12 protein-coding genes are annotated in these 15,815 nt (G+C 72.5%); 3 read left to right on the top strand and 9 right to left on the bottom strand.

The window, feature by feature from the left end; genetic code table 11:
• The first annotated feature begins 9 nt into the window (after positions 1-9).
• On the top strand, positions 10-1,287 hold the full coding sequence (locus tag SERN_RS13845) for an ABC transporter ATP-binding protein (protein ID WP_135850746.1): 1,278 nt from the start codon (positions 10-12) through the stop codon (positions 1,285-1,287).
• A gap of 4 nt (positions 1,288-1,291) precedes the next feature.
• Here SERN_RS13845 and SERN_RS13840 read toward each other — a convergent pair whose 3' ends face one another.
• From SERN_RS13840 to rmuC, 6 genes are all read right to left on the bottom strand, one after another.
• A complete protein-coding gene (locus SERN_RS13840; protein ID WP_135850745.1) occupies positions 1,292-2,605 on the bottom strand; it encodes an NAD(P)/FAD-dependent oxidoreductase in 1,314 nt (437 codons plus the stop codon).
• A 360-nt stretch (positions 2,606-2,965) separates the two neighbouring features.
• Entirely contained in the window at positions 2,966-3,658 is a 693-nt protein-coding gene (locus tag SERN_RS13835; RefSeq protein WP_135850744.1) for a carbonic anhydrase, read from the bottom strand.
• A gap of 46 nt (positions 3,659-3,704) precedes the next feature.
• Positions 3,705-4,619, bottom strand: coding sequence for a carbohydrate kinase family protein (locus tag SERN_RS13830; protein ID WP_135850743.1), 915 nt, complete (start codon positions 4,617-4,619; stop codon positions 3,705-3,707).
• Entirely contained in the window at positions 4,619-4,891 is a 273-nt protein-coding gene (locus SERN_RS13825) for an exodeoxyribonuclease VII small subunit (RefSeq protein ID WP_135850742.1), read from the bottom strand. Before SERN_RS13825 ends, SERN_RS13830 begins: the two co-directional genes overlap by 1 nt.
• Before the next feature lie 9 nt (positions 4,892-4,900).
• Positions 4,901-6,190, bottom strand: coding sequence for an exodeoxyribonuclease VII large subunit (gene xseA / locus SERN_RS13820; protein ID WP_233251706.1), 1,290 nt, complete (start codon positions 6,188-6,190; stop codon positions 4,901-4,903).
• Positions 6,191-6,320: 130 nt separating this feature from the next.
• On the bottom strand, positions 6,321-7,952 hold the full coding sequence (rmuC, locus tag SERN_RS13815; RefSeq protein WP_135850741.1) for a DNA recombination protein RmuC: 1,632 nt from the start codon (positions 7,950-7,952) through the stop codon (positions 6,321-6,323).
• 107 nt (positions 7,953-8,059) lie between these two features.
• On the opposite strand from rmuC, the gene ychF reads away from it, so the two are divergent.
• Complete coding sequence (gene ychF / locus SERN_RS13810) at positions 8,060-9,139, top strand: redox-regulated ATPase YchF (protein WP_135850740.1); 1,080 nt, start codon at positions 8,060-8,062, stop codon at positions 9,137-9,139.
• Between the two features lie 12 nt (positions 9,140-9,151).
• On the opposite strand, the gene SERN_RS13805 is transcribed toward ychF, so the two are convergent.
• The 3 genes from SERN_RS13805 to SERN_RS13795 are packed head-to-tail and all read right to left on the bottom strand — an operon-like array spanning position 9,152 to position 11,207.
• Positions 9,152-9,919 (bottom strand): SCO1664 family protein, encoded by a 768-nt coding sequence (locus SERN_RS13805; protein ID WP_135850739.1) that lies wholly within the window; start codon positions 9,917-9,919, stop codon positions 9,152-9,154.
• Positions 9,919-10,476 (bottom strand): DUF3090 family protein, encoded by a 558-nt coding sequence (locus tag SERN_RS13800; RefSeq protein ID WP_135850738.1) that lies wholly within the window; start codon positions 10,474-10,476, stop codon positions 9,919-9,921. The genes SERN_RS13805 and SERN_RS13800 overlap by 1 nt, the downstream gene beginning before the upstream one ends.
• Positions 10,477-10,514: 38 nt before the next feature.
• Positions 10,515-11,207 (bottom strand): MSMEG_4193 family putative phosphomutase, encoded by a 693-nt coding sequence (locus tag SERN_RS13795; protein ID WP_135850737.1) that lies wholly within the window; start codon positions 11,205-11,207, stop codon positions 10,515-10,517.
• Positions 11,208-11,383: 176 nt separating this feature from the next.
• Here SERN_RS13795 and SERN_RS13790 point away from each other — a divergent pair, with 176 nt between their 5' ends.
• Positions 11,384-15,787: a lamin tail domain-containing protein gene (locus SERN_RS13790; protein WP_135850736.1), complete on the top strand. Its 4,404-nt coding sequence runs from the start codon at positions 11,384-11,386 to the stop codon at positions 15,785-15,787.
• The last annotated feature ends 28 nt before the right edge of the window (positions 15,788-15,815 follow it).

Genomic DNA, 15,815 nt, shown 5'->3' with positions numbered 1-15,815 from the left:
GAGAAGGCCATGTCCGCCATCACGCTGAAGAACATCGTCAAGGAGTACGGGGACGGCTACGCGGCCGTCAACGACGTCAGCCTGGACATCGCCGACGGCGAGTTCGTCATCCTCGTGGGCCCGTCCGGCTGCGGGAAGTCGACGCTCCTGCGCATGATCGTCGGACTCGAGGACATCACCTCGGGGGAGCTGCGGATCGACGACGACCTCGTCAACGATAAGGCGCCGCGCGACCGCGACCTGGCGATGGTGTTCCAGAACTACGCGCTCTACCCGCACCTGACCGTGTTCGAGAACATCGCGTTCCCGCTGCGCCTGACCAAGGGCGCGCTGAGCGACGACGAGATCGACGCGCGCGTGCGCCGCGCCTCCACGCTCCTCGAGCTCGACGAGCACCTCGACCGCAAGCCGGCCAACCTCTCGGGCGGCCAGCGTCAGCGCGTCGCGATGGGTCGGGCCATCGTGCGCGAGGCGCGCGCGTTCCTGTTCGACGAGCCGCTGTCGAACCTCGACGCCAAGCTGCGGGGCCAGATGCGCACCGAGATCGCCCGGATGCAGCGCACGCTCGGCACCACCACCGTCTACGTCACCCACGACCAGACCGAGGCGCTGACGCTGGGCGACCGCGTCGCCGTCCTGCGCCGCGGCGTGCTGCAGCAGGTCGCGAGCCCGCGCTCGCTCTACGAGCAGCCCGTGAACCTCTTCGTCGCCGGCTTCATCGGCTCGCCGCCCATGAACTTCCTGCCCGGCACCGTGGGGGAGTCCAGCATCTCGACGCCGTTCGGCGACCTGCCGCTCACGGACCGGCTGCGCTCGGCGGTCGACGGGCGCGAGATCGTCATCGTCGGGATCCGACCCGACGCGTTCCACGACGTCGACGAGAGCGACGTCCCGGACGAGGCGGTCCGGTTCGAGGCCGAGATCGACGTGACCGAGTGGCTCGGGTCGGAGCTGTACGCCTACGTGCCGTTCACGAGCCACGACGACGTCGCCGCCAAGCTCGAGGAGCTCGACCGCGACCTCGACGGTGAGGGGATGCGCACCCAGCTCGTCGTCTCGCTCGACGCGATGAGCACGCTGACCGACGGCGACGACGCGACGCTCTGGTTCGACCCCGCCTCGGCGCACGTGTTCGACCCCGAGACCGGCGACAACCTCACGCGGGACGCCGAGCGGGCCTCGAAGCTCGACGAGCACGGGGCGAAGGCGCGCAAGCGCGCGATCGAGCGCGCCAGGGAGAAGGCCGAGCGCGGCGAGGCGTCCGTGGCGGTGCCGTCGGCGGGCTGAGTCCTCAGCGCAGCGGATCGAGCGGGCGCAGCAGCGCCGGTACGACACCGGTCACGATCGACTCCGCCACGAGCTCGCCCGTGAGGGGGCCGAGCGTGACGCCCCACATGCCGTGACCGCCGGCCACGTGCACGCGCGGGGAGCGCGTCGGCCCGACCAGCGGCAGACCGTCGACCGTGCACGGCCGCGACCCGACCCACTCCTCGCGCCGATCGGTGAAGTCGGCGCCCGCGATCATGGGTTCGGCGGCCGCGCGGATCGCCGCGATGCGGCGAGGGTCCAGCGGTTCGCCCGGACGCCGGAACTCCATCATCCCGGCGACCCGCAGACGGCCCCGGAGCGGGGTGCACGCCACGCGCTGGGCGGGGAGGTAGAAGGGTCCCGCGGGGAGGTGCTCCACCGGGACGGTGAAGGAGTACCCGCGCCCGGCCTGCACCACGCGCCGCACCCCGAGCGTGCGAGCCAGCTCGCCGAGGCGCGCACCGGAGGCGAGGACGACGACGTCGGCGCTCAGGTGGTCGCTCTCGTGGTCGCCCCTGGCGGTGCGACCGCGGGGCGGGACGCCCTCGTGGTCCACGACGCGCACCCCCGCCGGACGGCGCGGATCGCCACCGGACACCGATGTCACCCGCAGCCCCTCGAGGATCTCGACCCCGTCGGCCCGCACGAGGTCCGCGAGGGCCTCGAGGTAGCGCGGCGGGTCGATGTAGCGCGTCCCGTGCAGCGCGAGCCCGGCCGTGACGCGGTCGGAGGCGGCGGGCACGAGGGCGCGGACGCCGTCGCCGTCGAGCAGGTCGAAAGGCGCTTGCTGGCCCGACTCGGCGATGATGCGCAGCTCGTGCAGCAGCGTCTCGCGCTCGGACTCGCGGGCGTACGCGGCGACGAACGGCGCGTCGGACCGCGTGGGCTCGGTCATGCCGTGGGCGGTGAGCGCGTCGTAGGCGTCCAGGGCGCGCGCGTTCAGCGGCACGAGCGCGGCCATGCTGCGACGCCACGCGTCCCACGTGCAGTGCCGCAGGAAGCCGACGAGGAACCGCAACAGGTTCGGATCGGCGCGCGGCGGGATGTAGACGGGGGACGACGGCGAGGCGAGGGCCCGCAGCCCGGCCGCCAGGATCGAGGGGTCGGGGAGCGGGATGGTGAGCGTCGGCGTGAGCCACCCGGCGTTGCCCCACGAGGCCCCCGCGGCGACGTGCTCGGCGTCCAGGACCCGTACGTCGAGCCCGGCCCGACGCAGGTGGTGGGCCGTGGAGAGCCCGACGATGCCGGCACCGACGACGATCGCGGTGCGCGGCTGGGGGAACCGGCGGGAGACCATGACCGATCCTCCCACCTGGTGCCCGGCGGGGCGAGGGCGGCCCCGGTGCGTAGCCCCCGGGGCAATCCGCCGAGTTCGGGCTCTCGCGCCGAGTTCGGGCGCTGCGCTCCGGCCCCGCGCTCCACGGCCTACCGAGTTCGGGGCTTGCTGCCGAGTTCGAGGCTTCCACGCGGGCTCACACCCCCCAGGCCGCCGAGTTCGCGCTTCTTCAGCGAGTTCGGTGGTTCAGGTCCCGACCTCGGCGAAAGAGCCCGAACTCGGCGGAGCAACCGCGAGCGCGCGAGTTTCGGGACCCCGGCGGGCCGTCGGGTCCTCGGCTCAGCGGGCGCGGTCCGTGACGCGCGGGTCGCGTGCGAGGGGTCAGTCGGTGACGTCGGGCTGCGCGCCGACGTCGCCCTGGACCGCGACGAGGCGGGCCCGGCCGTCGGCCAGCGCGTACTCCACGCCGACGACGGCGAGGCTGCCCTCGGCGATCCGCTGCGCCAGCGTGGCGGAGTAGGCCGTGAGGGTGTTCGTCGTGGTGATGACGTGCTCGCGCAGCAGCACGTCGGCGTCGGGCAGGTGCGCCTTGCCGTCGGCGATGGCCGCGGCGAGCGAGCGCTGCGTGATGATGCTCGGGATCACGCGGTCGACGATGGCGCGGACGAAACCGGGGGGCATGATGCCGGACTCGAGGGCGTCGACGGCGGCCTGCACGGCTCCGCAGCTGTCGTGGCCGAGGACGACGACGAGCGGCGTGTGCAGGATCTCGACGCCGTACTCGATCGACCCGATGACGGTGGTGTCGATGACGTGGCCCGCCGTGCGCACGACGAAGGCGTCACCGAGCCCCTGGTCGAAGATGATCTCGGCCGCCAGGCGCGAGTCCGAGCAGCCGAAGATCACGGCGAACGGGTGCTGCGCGGCGGCGATCTCGCGCCGGTGCTGCAGGTCCTGCGCGGGGTGCGTCGCGGTCTCGGACAGGAATCGCTCGTTGCCGGCGACCAGGGCCGCCCAGGCCTCGGCCGGGGTGGTGGGGCGTGGGGCGGTGATCGGGGTGCTCACGGCGCCCATCCTGCCACCGCGACGGCTCGGGCTCCCGAGCCGCCCGAGGGGCGGATCAGGCCTGGTCGAGCTCCTGGCGCGTGGGCGGGTTGGCACCGGGGCGGGAGACGGTGATGGCGGCGATGCGTGCCGACTGCTCGAGCAGCGAGGTCAGCTCGTCGACGGGGAGCGCGGCGATGGCGTCGTGCCGCCCGCTGCCGACGAGACCGTTGGTCCAGAGCCCGTCGATGAGGCCGCCCATGAAGGAGTCACCCGCCCCGACCGTGTCGGCGACGTCGACGCGGGGCGCCGGGACGGCGACCTCGACGCCGTCGGCCGTGACCGCGAACGACCCCTCGGCCCCGAGCGTGACGACCACGAGCGCCGGTCCGGCGGCGGCCCAGGTGCGGGCCACGTCCTGGGGGGCGGTTCCGGGCTCGAGCCACTCAAGATCCTCGTCGGAGACCTTCACGACGTCGCTGCCGGCGACGAGGGCCAGCACGGCTGGCCGGACGTCGTCCCGGTCGCCCATGATGCTCGGGCGGAGGTTGGGGTCGTACGTCAGGACGGCGCGACGACGCGCGCTTCCGAGCAGAGCGGCGATCTTGGCGGCCCCGGGTTCGAGGACGGCACCGATGGATCCGACGTGGACGACGACCGTGTCCTCGGCGACCTGGTGCTCGGGGTAGTCGATCTCGAGGTCGAACTCGTAGGTGGCGGACCCGTCGGCGTCGATGAGCGCGCGTGCCGTGGACGTGCGCGCCGCGCGCTGCGAGCCCGAGGCGATCCGGACGCGGCTGGCCTCGAGGTGGTCGCGGACGAGGTCGCCGTTCGGGTCCTCACCCAGCCACGTCAGGAGCTGGGCGTCGCGCCCGAGGCGGGCGAGGCCGATGGCCACGTTCGCGGGCGATCCGCCGGGGTAGGCCAGGGGAGGGGTGCCGGGGCGCTCGACGATGTCGACCAGCGCCTCTCCGACGACGAGAGCCTGCATCACGCGTCCTTGCTGTCGTGGGGGGCGGTGTCGGCCGGCGAGCCGGCGCTCGCCGCGGCATCCCGCTCGGCGGCGACGGCGCGCAGCCGGGTGCGGGCGCCGTCGAGCCAGGTCTGGCAGTGGGCGGCGAGGGCCTCGCCCCGCTCCCACAGGTTCATCGAGTCCTCGAGCGAGGACGAGCCCTGCTCGAGGCGTTGCACGACGTCGACGAGCTCGGCTCTGGCCTGCTCGTACGTCAGGGTCGTCACGTCGATCTGCACCGGTGCGCTCACATCCTCAAGTCAATCAGAAACGGTCGCGCGACCGGGCGTCGGCAGGTGGCCCGCCTCGACGGTGACCATGAACCGGCCCTGGGCCACCACGGCCTCGAGCGTCTGCCCGGCACCCACCTCGGCGGGGTCGGCGACCACGTGCCCGTCGGCCGTGCGCAGCACGGCGTAGCCGCGCTGCAGCGTCGAGGCGGGGGAGAGGGCGCGCACCTGGGTGGCCAGGGACGCGATCCCGAGGGCGGCCCGCTCGAGCCGGACGTCGAGCGTCTGGCGCATGGCGCGGACCTCGCGGGCCAGGGACTCCTCGCGGGTGGTCACCATGACGAGCGGATCGGCCATCACGGGACGGGTGCGCAGCGCGGTCAGACGGTCCTGCTCGGCGCGCAGCCGGGCCCCCACGGCGTGCTCGAGGCGGCGGCGAGCGACGTCGAGCCCCTGACGCTCGGCGACGACGTCCGGCACGATCCGCTTGGCCGCGTCGGTCGGGGTGGAGGCGCGGTAGTCCGCGACGAGGTCGAGCAGCGGGGCGTCCCCCTCGTGGCCGATCGCGGAGACGATGGGCGTCCTCGCGCCCGCGACGACGCGGACGAGGGCCTCGTTGGAGAAGGGCAGGAGATCCTCCACCGAGCCGCCGCCGCGCGTGACGACGATGACGTCGACCTCGGGGTCGGCGTCGAGCTGCTCGATCGCGCGGCTGACCTCGCCGACGGCCTTGACGCCCTGGACGGCGACCTGGCGCACCTCGAAGCGGACCTCGGGGAACCGCTTGCGGGCGTTGACGAGGACGTCGTCCATCGCCTTGGCCTCGCGGCCGCACACCAGGCCGATGCAGGCGGGCAGGAACGGCAGCGGACGCTTCCGGGCCGAGTCGAACAGGCCCTCGGCCGCGAGCACGCGACGTAGCTGCTCGATCCGGGCCAGCAGCTCGCCGAGCCCGACGGGCCGGATGTCGCGGGCCTGCAGGGAGAGGTCGCCGCGCTTGGCGTAGAACGACGGCTTGGCCTGCACGACCACGTGCGTACCCGGCGTCAGCGGGGCCGTCACCCGGTCGAGCACCTCGGAGAACGCCGTCAGGCGCAGCGACATGTCCGCCGCGGTGTCGCGCAGCGTGAAGAAGCTCATGCCCGACCGGCGGTTCGCCTCGACGATCTGCCCCTCGACCCAGACGGGCGACATCTTGCCGATGTAGTCGGCCATCTTGGCCGAGAGGAGGCGCAGCGGCCACGGCCGCTCGGCGGTCGTGTCCAGCGCGCGCTCGGGCAGCGGCTGCGGTCGCGGCGGCTGCGCGGGGGTGGACGTCACGGGGTCAAGCCTGCCCCACCCGGGGAGCGCGTCGGGTCGCATGTGGACGGCACGCACGCGGGTGTGGTCGACACGGGTGGGGACGACGAGGACGACGCGGGTGTGGACGAGATCTCCCCGCCGCGCTGCCTCACGCGGAGGCGCGGCCGCGCTGCTGGCGCTCGCGGCCACCGCCCGGTCCGGCGGCGATCGTGCCGAGCAGGTCGTCCTGCACGCCGGCCGCCTCGAGCGCCGCCTGCTGCTCGGCGCGGTCACGCTCGATCTCGGCGTCGGTCAGCTCCACGGTGTGGAGGTCGGCCTTCTGCGCCGGGACGGCGAGGACCTCGAGCGGCGGTGGCACCTCGAGCGCGGGCTCCAGCCCCTGGAGTGCGCTGAACTTCCGCACCTGGGGAACGACCCGCGCGTCGAGCGAGGACGTCATCTTGTTGAACTGGTCCACGGTGCCGTTGAGGCGCTTGGCCAGCTGCTCGAGGTGCGTGCCGAACGTCGCGAGCCGCTTGTGGAGCTCGCGGCCGACGGTGAAGACCTGGCTGGCCTCGGCCGCCAGCTTCTCCTGGCGCCACGTGTAGGCCACGGTCCGCAGCAGCGCGACGAGCGTCGCGGGCGTGGCCGGGACGACGTTGCGCGAGAACGCGTACTCCTGCAGCGTCGGGTCCTGCTCGAGCGCCGCGTTCAGGAAGACCTCGGACGGCACGAACATCACCGTGAACTCGGGGGTCGACTCGAGGTGGCTCCAGTACTCCTTGCCGGAGAGCTGGTCCACGTGGGTGCGCATGTGGCGGGCGTGCGCCTCGAGCCGCTTGGCGCGAGTGGCATCGTCGCGGGCCTCCATGGCCTCCAGGTAGCCGCTGAAGGCGACCTTGGAGTCGACGATGATCTGCTTGCCGTCCGGCAGGGAGACCACCAGGTCGGGGCGCAGCTTGCCGCCCTCGAGCTGCACCTGCTCCTCGAACGAGACGTGCTCGACCATGCCGGCCGCCTCGACGGTGCGGCGCAGCTGCATCTCGCCCCACTGCCCGCGCACCTGCGGGGCGCGCAGCGCGTTGACCAGTGCCGACGTCTCGGTGCGCAGCATCTCGGAGGACTCCTGCATCCCGCGGACCTGCTGCGCGAGCGCGGCGTGCGCCTCGAGGCGGGCCTTCTCCGACGTCGTCATCTCGTCCCGCACCTGGGTGAGCGTCTGGGACAGCGGGGCGACGAGCTGCTTGACGGCCTCCTCGCGCTTGGCGAGCTCCGCGGCACCCTCGCCGTGCGTGCGCTTGAGGCGCTCCTCGGCGTGCGCCAGGAAGGCCTCGGTGTTGGCGGCGAGGGCCTTCTTCGACAGCGCGTCGAACTCGTCCGCCAGGCGCTTGGTGTCACCGCGCAGCTCGGCGATGCGCGCCTCGGCGTCGGCGCGCAGCCTCGCCTCGCCCTCGGCGTGCCGACGCTCCAGCACCTCGACCGCACCGGCGTGCCGCTCCTCGGCCTCGGCGACGGCGCGCGCACCGCGACGCTCGGCCTCACCGAGACGGGCCGCGGCGTCGTCCCTCACCTGCGCCAGCGCCGCCTCGTGCGCGCCACGCGCCTGCTCGAGCGCGGTGGCGGAGGCGTCACGCGCCTGCTCGAGCTGCGCCGTCGTCCCCTCCAGGCGCGAGGTGAGCGCGCTGATCTCGGCTCCCGCCGCCGAGGCGGTCGAGGCGGCGCGGCTCTGGGCGATCAGGAACCCCACGACCGCGCCGACGGCGAGGGCGAGGAGGGCCAGGAGCAGGCTTGCGATGTCCATGGCGCCAGTCGATCACAGACCGCCGACATCGCGGTCCGTGACGGGCCGCGGGCCACGGAACGGCACGTCGGTCGCGCCGCGCGGGGTGGCAACTAGACTGGCTCCCCGTGGCTCTCACTATCGGCATCGTCGGCCTGCCCAACGTCGGCAAGTCCACCCTGTTCAACGCCCTGACCCGTGCGCAGGTGCTCGCGGCGAACTACCCGTTCGCGACGATCGAGCCGAACGTGGGCGTCGTCCCGCTGCCGGATCCGCGCCTCGACACGCTCGCCGAGGTGTTCTCCTCCGAGCGCATCGTCCCGGCGACCGTGTCCTTCGTCGACATCGCCGGGATCGTCAAGGGCGCGAGCGAGGGTGAGGGCCTGGGCAACCAGTTCCTGGCGAACATTCGCGAGGCCGATGCGATCTGCCTCGTGACGCGTGCGTTCGCCGACCCGGACGTCGTGCACGTCGACGGCCGCGTCGACGCGCTCGCCGACGTCGAGGTCATCATCACCGAGCTGATCCTGTCCGACGTGCAGACGCTGGAGAAGGCGGTGCCGCGCCTGGAGAAGGAGGTGCGGGGCAAGAAGGCCGAGGCGATCGTGCTCGAGACGGCGAAGCAGGCGCTCGCGCTGCTCCTCACCGGCGAGTCGGTCGCGGCGCACCGGGACGACTTCGACGCCGACGCCCTCGCACAGTTCGGGCTCATGACCGCGAAGCCGTTCATCTACGCGGTCAACACCGACGACGCCGGCCTCGCCGATACGGCGTTCCAGGCGAAGGTCCGCGAGCAGCTCGCGCCCGCCGACGTCATCTTCCTCGACGCCAAGTTCGAGTCCGAGCTCGTCGAGCTCGACCCGGAGGACGCGGCCGAGATGCTCGCCGACTCCGGCCAGGACGAGCCCGGCCTCGACCAGCTCGCACGCGTCGGCTTCCACACCCTCGGGCTGCAGACCTACCTCACGGCCGGTCCGAAGGAGGCGCGCGCCTGGACCATCCGTCGCGGCTGGACCGCGCCGCAGGCCGCCGGTGTCATCCACACCGACTTCCAGAAGGGCTTCATCAAGGCGGAGGTCATCGGCTTCGACGACCTCGTCGAGGTGGGTTCGGTGGCCGCGGCGCGCGCCGCGGGCAAGGCCCGCATGGAGGGCAAGGAGTACGTGATGGCCGACGGCGACGTGGTGGAGTTCCGCTTCAACGTCTAGTCGGCATCGTCCTCAGAACAGCGGCCAGGGCACGGCCGACGCGTCACCGGCGGGGGCGGGAAACCGCCCCGCCGCGCGCAGCGTCGAGCACCGAGCGGCCAGCGCCGCGATCTCGTCCGCGGTGAGCAGGTCCGCCAGCTCGCGTCCGAGGTCCCCGCCCAGCCCCTCGAGGACGCGATCCACGCCGTCGAGCTCCTCCGCGGTCAGCTCCTCGCCCAGCCACCCCCACAGCACCGTGCGCAGCTTGTGCTCGGTGTGGAATGTGAGCCCGTGGTCCACGCCGTGCCGGCGACCGTCCGTCATGGCCAGCACGTGGTCACCCTTGCGGTCGGCGTTGTTGACCACGACGTCGAACACGGCCGTGCGCCGCAGCGCCGGGGAGTCCTCGTGGACGAGCGTGACGATCCTGCCGGTTTCGTCGCGCCCCTGCAGCACCGGCAGCCAACCGGTCTCCGGCATCTCGTCCGCCGCGATCAGGTCGACGGCGCGGTGCTCGGGGTCCTGCTCCTGCCAGAGCTGCACCATCCCCGGGCCGAGGGGACCGTCGCGCAGCCACGTGTGCGGGACCACGCCCCAGCCGAGGGTCTGCGAGACCAGGTGGGCGGCGACCTCGCGGTGCGCCAGGGCGCCGTCGGGGAAGTCCCACAGCGGGCTCTCACCGGCGATCGGCTTGTAGACGACGACCACGTCGTCGATCGTGCCCAGGAACGTGGCGTTCGACGCCGTCCTGATCCGTCCGGTGAGCGTCAGCTCGGCCGTGACGAGGTCGCCTCCCGACATCAGTCCTCGGGGACGGTGCAGGTGTGTCCGTCGGGATCCACGGGGTAGCCGCAGATCGGGCACGCCGGGCGCCCGGCGCCCACGACCTCGCGGGTGCGCCGAGCGAAGGCGCGGGCGGCACCCACGGGCAGGCGCAGCAGCAGCACGTCGATGTCGGAGTCCTCGTCCACGACCGACGCCGCGGTCGCGTCGTCCTCGGGATCGACGTCCGTCACGGGGTACGCCTCGATCACCAGCTGGGCCGTCGCCGGATCCCAGCCCAGCCCCATGGCGCCGGCGCGGAAGAGCTCCTCGACTCCCTCGAGCTGGTCGTTGTCCACGAGCTCAGGAGGCGTGCTCGCGGGAACGCTGAACGGGTTGCCCTCGACGGTGATGAGCTGGTCGAGGATCTCGTCGATCTTCTCCGCGAGCAGGGCCGACTGCTGCTTCTCCAGGACGACGCTCGCCAGCCGCGTCCCCGAGCGCACCTGGAGGTAGAACGTGCGTGCGCCCGGAGGACCGATGGTGCCGACGACCGCTCGATCGGGCCAGTCGAACTCGTGGACGCGTCGAGGCATGGTCCCATCGTAGGCGCCCCGGCTCGGGACGCCCCGGTTCAGGGCGCCTCGTGCCCCGCGCCACCACCCACCGGCGCATCACCGGGTCCGACGCCCCTCGCCAGCCACGAGAGGTCGCCCGCGTGGGTGTTGGTCGCGTGCACCGTCGGGCGGTTGGTCCCGTAGCGCACGATCGACACGGAGGCGGGGCCGACGTCGATGCGCTGGAACAGGTCGAGGTGCATGCCGAGGGCGTCGGCGAGGATCGACTTGATGATGTCGCCGTGGCTGACCGCGACCCACACGGCCTGGGGACCGTGCTCGGCCTCGATCGCTGCGTCGCGACGCCGGATCGCCTCCACGGAGCGCGCCTGCATCCCGGTCATCGACTCCCCGCCCGGGAAGACGACGGCGGACGGCTGCGACTGCACCCGCGACCACAGGTCCTCGGTCGCCAGCTCGGCCAGCGTGCGTCCCTGCCACCGCCCGTAGTCGCACTCCGTGAGCTCGGGGTCCAGCGTGAAGGTCGGCGTCCGCGACTGCGCCTCGAGGATGTGCTGGGTCGTCTGACGGCACCGCTCCAGCGGGCTCGAGACCACGGCGACGACGGGAACGGCCGCGATCCGCTCACCGGTCGAGGCCGCCTGGTCGCGCCCGACCTCGTCCAGGGCGACACCGACGGTTCGGCCGGCAAGGACCCCGCTCGCGTTCGCGGTGGTGCGACCGTGCCGGACGAGGAGAACAGTGGCCATCCGGTCAGCGTAGCCATCCCCTGCCGCTCGGCGGCGAGTGCGTGCACAGGAGGCGTCGCCGTCGAGCCAACAGCCACGCGCCGGACGCCGTGGCGTCACCTGCAGGTCGCCGGGCGTTCGATCCGCCTTCCTACGGTCGAGAGCGATCCCACGCCGCCCTCGACCGAAGGCTCCACATGACTGTGGCACGTTCCCGCACGACAACCTCGCTCGCGGCCGCCGTGGCCGGCACGCTGGCCCTCGGGCTGCTCCTGGCCCCGCCGGCCACCGCCGCCGTCGAGGAGTCCCTGCTCGTCACCGAGATCGTCGCCGACAACGTCGGCTACGACGACTACGAGTACGTCGAGGTCCACAACCCGACGGCGGGCCCCCTCACCCTCGGTGAGGGCGCGATCTCGCTCGCCTACACGTTCACCGACGCCGCCGCCGCCGGGACCAACGACGTCCCGCTCGCGCCGGAGGCGGACGTCGTCCTCGCGGCGGGCGAGACGGCTCTGCTGTGGCTCAGCTACGAGACCACCACGGTCAACTCCTTCGCGCGCACCGTTGAGGACTTCCGCGCCCACCACGCCGTGCCCGACGGCGTCGCCATCGCGCGCCTCACCGGCCAGCCCGGCATGGCCAACGGGGGCGACCGCGGGATCCGCGTGCTCGACGGCGGCGAGACCACCTCCTTCTCGTACTACCCCGCGGGATCGGTCGGCACCGACCAGGCCGCGCACTTCCGGGTGCCCGCCGACCCGGCCGACCTCGGCCTGGACCTGCTCGCCGGCCCCGCCGCGCGCAGCGCCGGTGTGGTCGACCCGGCGGCGCTCGTCCCGCCCGTCACGGACCCCGAGCCCGAGCCGGAGCCCGAGCCCGAGCCCGAACCGGAGCTCGAGCCCGACCCCGACCTGGTCACCGCACCGCTGCAGGTGACCGAGCTCCTCCCCGACAGCACCAACGTCGGCACGGCCGACGGGTTCGAGTTCATCGAGATCTACAACGCCACCACCGAGCCGATCGACCTGGCCGACTACGCGATCCACTACCTCTATCCCCAGGACGAGCAGATCAACACGAACGAGGCGCTCTGGCCCACCGTCCCGCACGATGCCGTCGTGCGGGCCGGAGAGACCGTCGTCCTGTGGATCAAGAACGGTCAGAACGACGGCCTCGGCGCCGCCGACTTCAACGCGCAGATGGGGTCGGACCTGACGCTCGGGGAGGACCTCCTGGAGATCTTCTCGGCCGGGATGGCCAACGGCTCCGCGCGCGGCATCGCGATCCGCACCAACACGGGGTTCGACGTCAACCGGGCCTACTACAACATGGCCGGTGCCGACGACGTCGACGCGAACCAGGGCATCCGGTACGTCCAGGATCCCGAGAACGTCCTCGTGCAGGACCTCCTGGACACGGCGCCCGCCTCACCCGGCCGCGTGCAGCCCGAGCAGGTGCCGTCCGGCCTGATGGTCGTGGCACCGGACGAGGTGGACCCGGTCGTCACCGACCTCACGGTCGGCGAGATCGACCCGTCGCAGGACTTCGTCGTCGAGCTCGAGATCACCGACGACGTGCAGGTGCGCACCGCCACGCTGGAGCTGGGCAACGACGTCGACACCGCTTCCCGGACGATCAACCTCCTTCGCTCGGCCGACGGCGACGACGTCTACCGCGCCGTCGTGAACCGCGCCGACCTGGTCGGCAAGTCCTGGTTCTCCTACGCCGTCACGGTCAACGACGGCTCGAACACCGTCACGACGCCTACCGTGCGCGTCCCGATCGCCGGCGTCTCGAACGACCCGGTGCGGCTCAACGTCGCCGACGGCGACTTCGTCTCGGGCACCACCACCGTCTCCGCGGCCGCGGACGTCCACCCACCGGAGCTGGACCTGCGGATCGACGGCGAGGCGGTCGAGACCGCACCGTCGCTGGAGGCCGCACCGCTGTTCGTGTTCGAGGTCTCGCAGACCGACTTCTACTTCCGCAACGGCGTGCGCGTCGGCGAGGACGTGCTGATGATCTTCGACGAGGGCACGTACGCCGACACGGTCACCATGTCCACCGAGGTCCCGCTGACCTACGTCGACGGCGAGGACCTCGTGGTGAGCGTCTGGGCCGGCACCAAGGCCGCGCCCGAGATCGACCTCGACGAGAACAACGACGACTTCGTCATCTCCGGGATGCGCCTCGTGCTACCGGACGGCCGCACGCTCACGCCCGCCGGGTACGACGACCCGACGCAGATCCTGCAGATGGGGGACAGCGCGGGCAAGCTCGACTTCTACGACGCTGCCTTCACGCTCCCGCCCGACGCCTTCACGGCGCTCTCCCACGACTGGGACACCACGGCCGTGGCCGACGGTGCGCATGAGGTCAGCGCGACCGACGGCACCGACACCGCCTCCGCCACCGTGCAGGTCGACAACACCGCCCCGGTCATCACGCCCGGGCTGACCGACGGCCGCACCTACCAGGGCGAGATCGTCCTGGACGCCGAGGTCGGCGACGGTGAGGGTGCCGGCGTGGGCGAGGTCGTCGCCACCCTGAACGGCGAGCCGGTCGAGCTCGGTGACGTCACCAGCTCGGTCGAGCTGGGCGAGGGTGAGCACGAGCTGCGCGTCGTGGCACGCGACGTCCTCGGCAACGAGGCGGTCTCGGCCGTGACCTTCCTGGTGCCCGACGAGCTCCCGGTCGGCACCGAGTTCTCACCCGCGGACGGCGCCGTCGTGGCGCCGGGCGACGTCGAGCTGCGCGCCCGGGTCACCGACCCGACCGGTGACGACCTCCGGGTCGAGATGCTGCAGGGATACCGGTTCACCGACGAGGACCCGGAGGTGACGACCACCTCCGGCCTCACCTCCGACGCCGCGGCGCTGGAGCGCGCCACGACCGGGTCGGTGGTCACCGACGTCACCGCGGACGGCGGGGTCACCTCGGCCGACCAGCTGCCCTACTACACCTTCGACGTCGAGGTCCCGCAGGGCTCCGCGCCCGACGACGACCTGCGGCTCACGTGGGACGGCGAGGCCGAGGCCGACGCCCAGGTGATGCTCCACGCGCTGACCGCCGACGGGACGTCGTGGGTGGAGGTGGACCGCCACCGCACCGACGGCGAGGCGTTCACGCTCTCCGGCACCGTGCGCGTGGGCGACCACGCGCGCGACGGCGTCGTGAGCGTGCTCGTGCAGCACACCGAGGGCTACGCGCAGGTGCCCCAGTCCACCCGCGACACCGCGGTGGAGCCCCACCACCCCGACGACGTCGAGCGCTCGTCGTACGACTTCACGTTCGGGTGGGAGTCGGACACGCAGTACTACAACGAGGAGTTCACCCAGCACCAGGTCGCCATCCACGACTACCTGCTGGACCGGCGCGAGGAGATGGACCTGCGCTACGTCATCCACACCGGCGACATCGTGGACGACTTCGACCAGCCCTACCAGTGGGAGAACGCCGACCCGCAGTACGCGCGGTTCGACGAGGCGGGGCTGCCGTACGGCGTCCTGGCCGGCAACCACGACGTGGGCAGCGGGCTGTCGGACTACTCCGAGTACAGCCGGTACTTCGGTGAGGCGCGCTTCGCGGACAACCCCTGGTACGGGGGCAGCTTCCAGGACAACCGTGGCCACTACGACCTCGTCTCCGCCGGGGGGATCGACTTCCTCATGCTCTACCAGGGCTGGGACCCGGGCGAGGACGCCATCGCGTGGATGAACGATGTGCTGGCGCGGTACCCGGAGCGCGTGGCGATCATCAACCTGCACGAGTACATGCTGACCACCGGCGGGCTCGGACCGATCCCGCAGCAGATCCTCGACGAGGTCGTGACCACGAACCCGAACGTGCGGATGGTGCTGTCGGGCCACTACCACGACGCCTTCACCCGGACCGACACCTTCGACGACGACGGCGACGGTGCGCAGGACCGCACCGTCTACTCGATGCTGTTCGACTACCAGGGCCTACCCGAGGGCGGTCAGGGATACCTGCGGCTGCTGCACTTCGACAACGAGGGCGAGCAGATGCTGGTCCGCACGTTCTCGCCGTCGCTGGACCGCTACAACTCCGACGAACCGAGCCTGCTCGGCCCGGCGGAGGACCCGTACTCCTGGCAGGAGTTCGAGATCTCCTACGAGGACCTGAGGATCGAGCCCCGCGTCCGCGAGCTCGGCACCACCGACTTCACGGCCGAGGTGCTCTCCACCAGGGAGATCGCCTCGTTCGACGACGTCGCCAGCGGCTCGGTCGTCACCGGTACCTGGTCCCTGCCCGACCCGGGCACCTACGGCTGGTACGTCCGCACCTCCGACCCGTTCGGCGGGGTCGACGTCTCCGACGTCCGGCTGCTCGTCGTGGGTGACGGCGCAGGGGCGGGAGACCCGGGCACGCCGGATCCGACCAGCCCCGAGCCGACCGATCCCGGGGCCGGCGGCGGCACAGCAGAGGAGTCGGACGGCGGCCCCCTGGCCTCGACCGGTGCCTCCGGCGTGACCGTCCTGCTGGTCGCCGCGATCGGTGCACTGCTGCTCGGGATCGTGCTGCGGGCCCGCGGCATCGCGGCCAGGGGAAGGAGCTCGGTCCCGCCTCGCCCGTGACGCACGGCAGCTGCCCGGCGTCGGTGCG

Source organism: Serinibacter arcticus, from assembly GCF_004786095.1.
Lineage (GTDB): Bacteria > Actinomycetota > Actinomycetes > Actinomycetales > Beutenbergiaceae > Litorihabitans > Litorihabitans arcticus.
This window is presented reverse-complemented; position numbering and strand designations above follow the sequence as displayed.

What these genes read in the sequence shown, in the direction of transcription:
- SERN_RS13805 (WP_135850739.1), bottom strand. Translation starts at nt 9,919, where the DNA reads ATGTCGGGAGGCGACCTCGTCACGGCCGAGCTGACGCTCACCGGACGG.
- SERN_RS13845 (WP_135850746.1), top strand. Translation starts at nt 10, where the DNA reads ATGTCCGCCATCACGCTGAAGAACATCGTCAAGGAGTACGGGGACGGC.
- SERN_RS13790 (WP_135850736.1), top strand. Translation starts at nt 11,384, where the DNA reads ATGACTGTGGCACGTTCCCGCACGACAACCTCGCTCGCGGCCGCCGTG.
- SERN_RS13795 (WP_135850737.1), bottom strand. Translation starts at nt 11,207, where the DNA reads ATGGCCACTGTTCTCCTCGTCCGGCACGGTCGCACCACCGCGAACGCG.
- SERN_RS13840 (WP_135850745.1), bottom strand. Translation starts at nt 2,605, where the DNA reads ATGGTCTCCCGCCGGTTCCCCCAGCCGCGCACCGCGATCGTCGTCGGT.
- SERN_RS13830 (WP_135850743.1), bottom strand. Translation starts at nt 4,619, where the DNA reads ATGCAGGCTCTCGTCGTCGGAGAGGCGCTGGTCGACATCGTCGAGCGC.
- rmuC (WP_135850741.1), bottom strand. Translation starts at nt 7,952, where the DNA reads ATGGACATCGCAAGCCTGCTCCTGGCCCTCCTCGCCCTCGCCGTCGGC.
- SERN_RS13835 (WP_135850744.1), bottom strand. Translation starts at nt 3,658, where the DNA reads ATGGGCGCCGTGAGCACCCCGATCACCGCCCCACGCCCCACCACCCCG.
- SERN_RS13800 (WP_135850738.1), bottom strand. Translation starts at nt 10,476, where the DNA reads ATGCCTCGACGCGTCCACGAGTTCGACTGGCCCGATCGAGCGGTCGTC.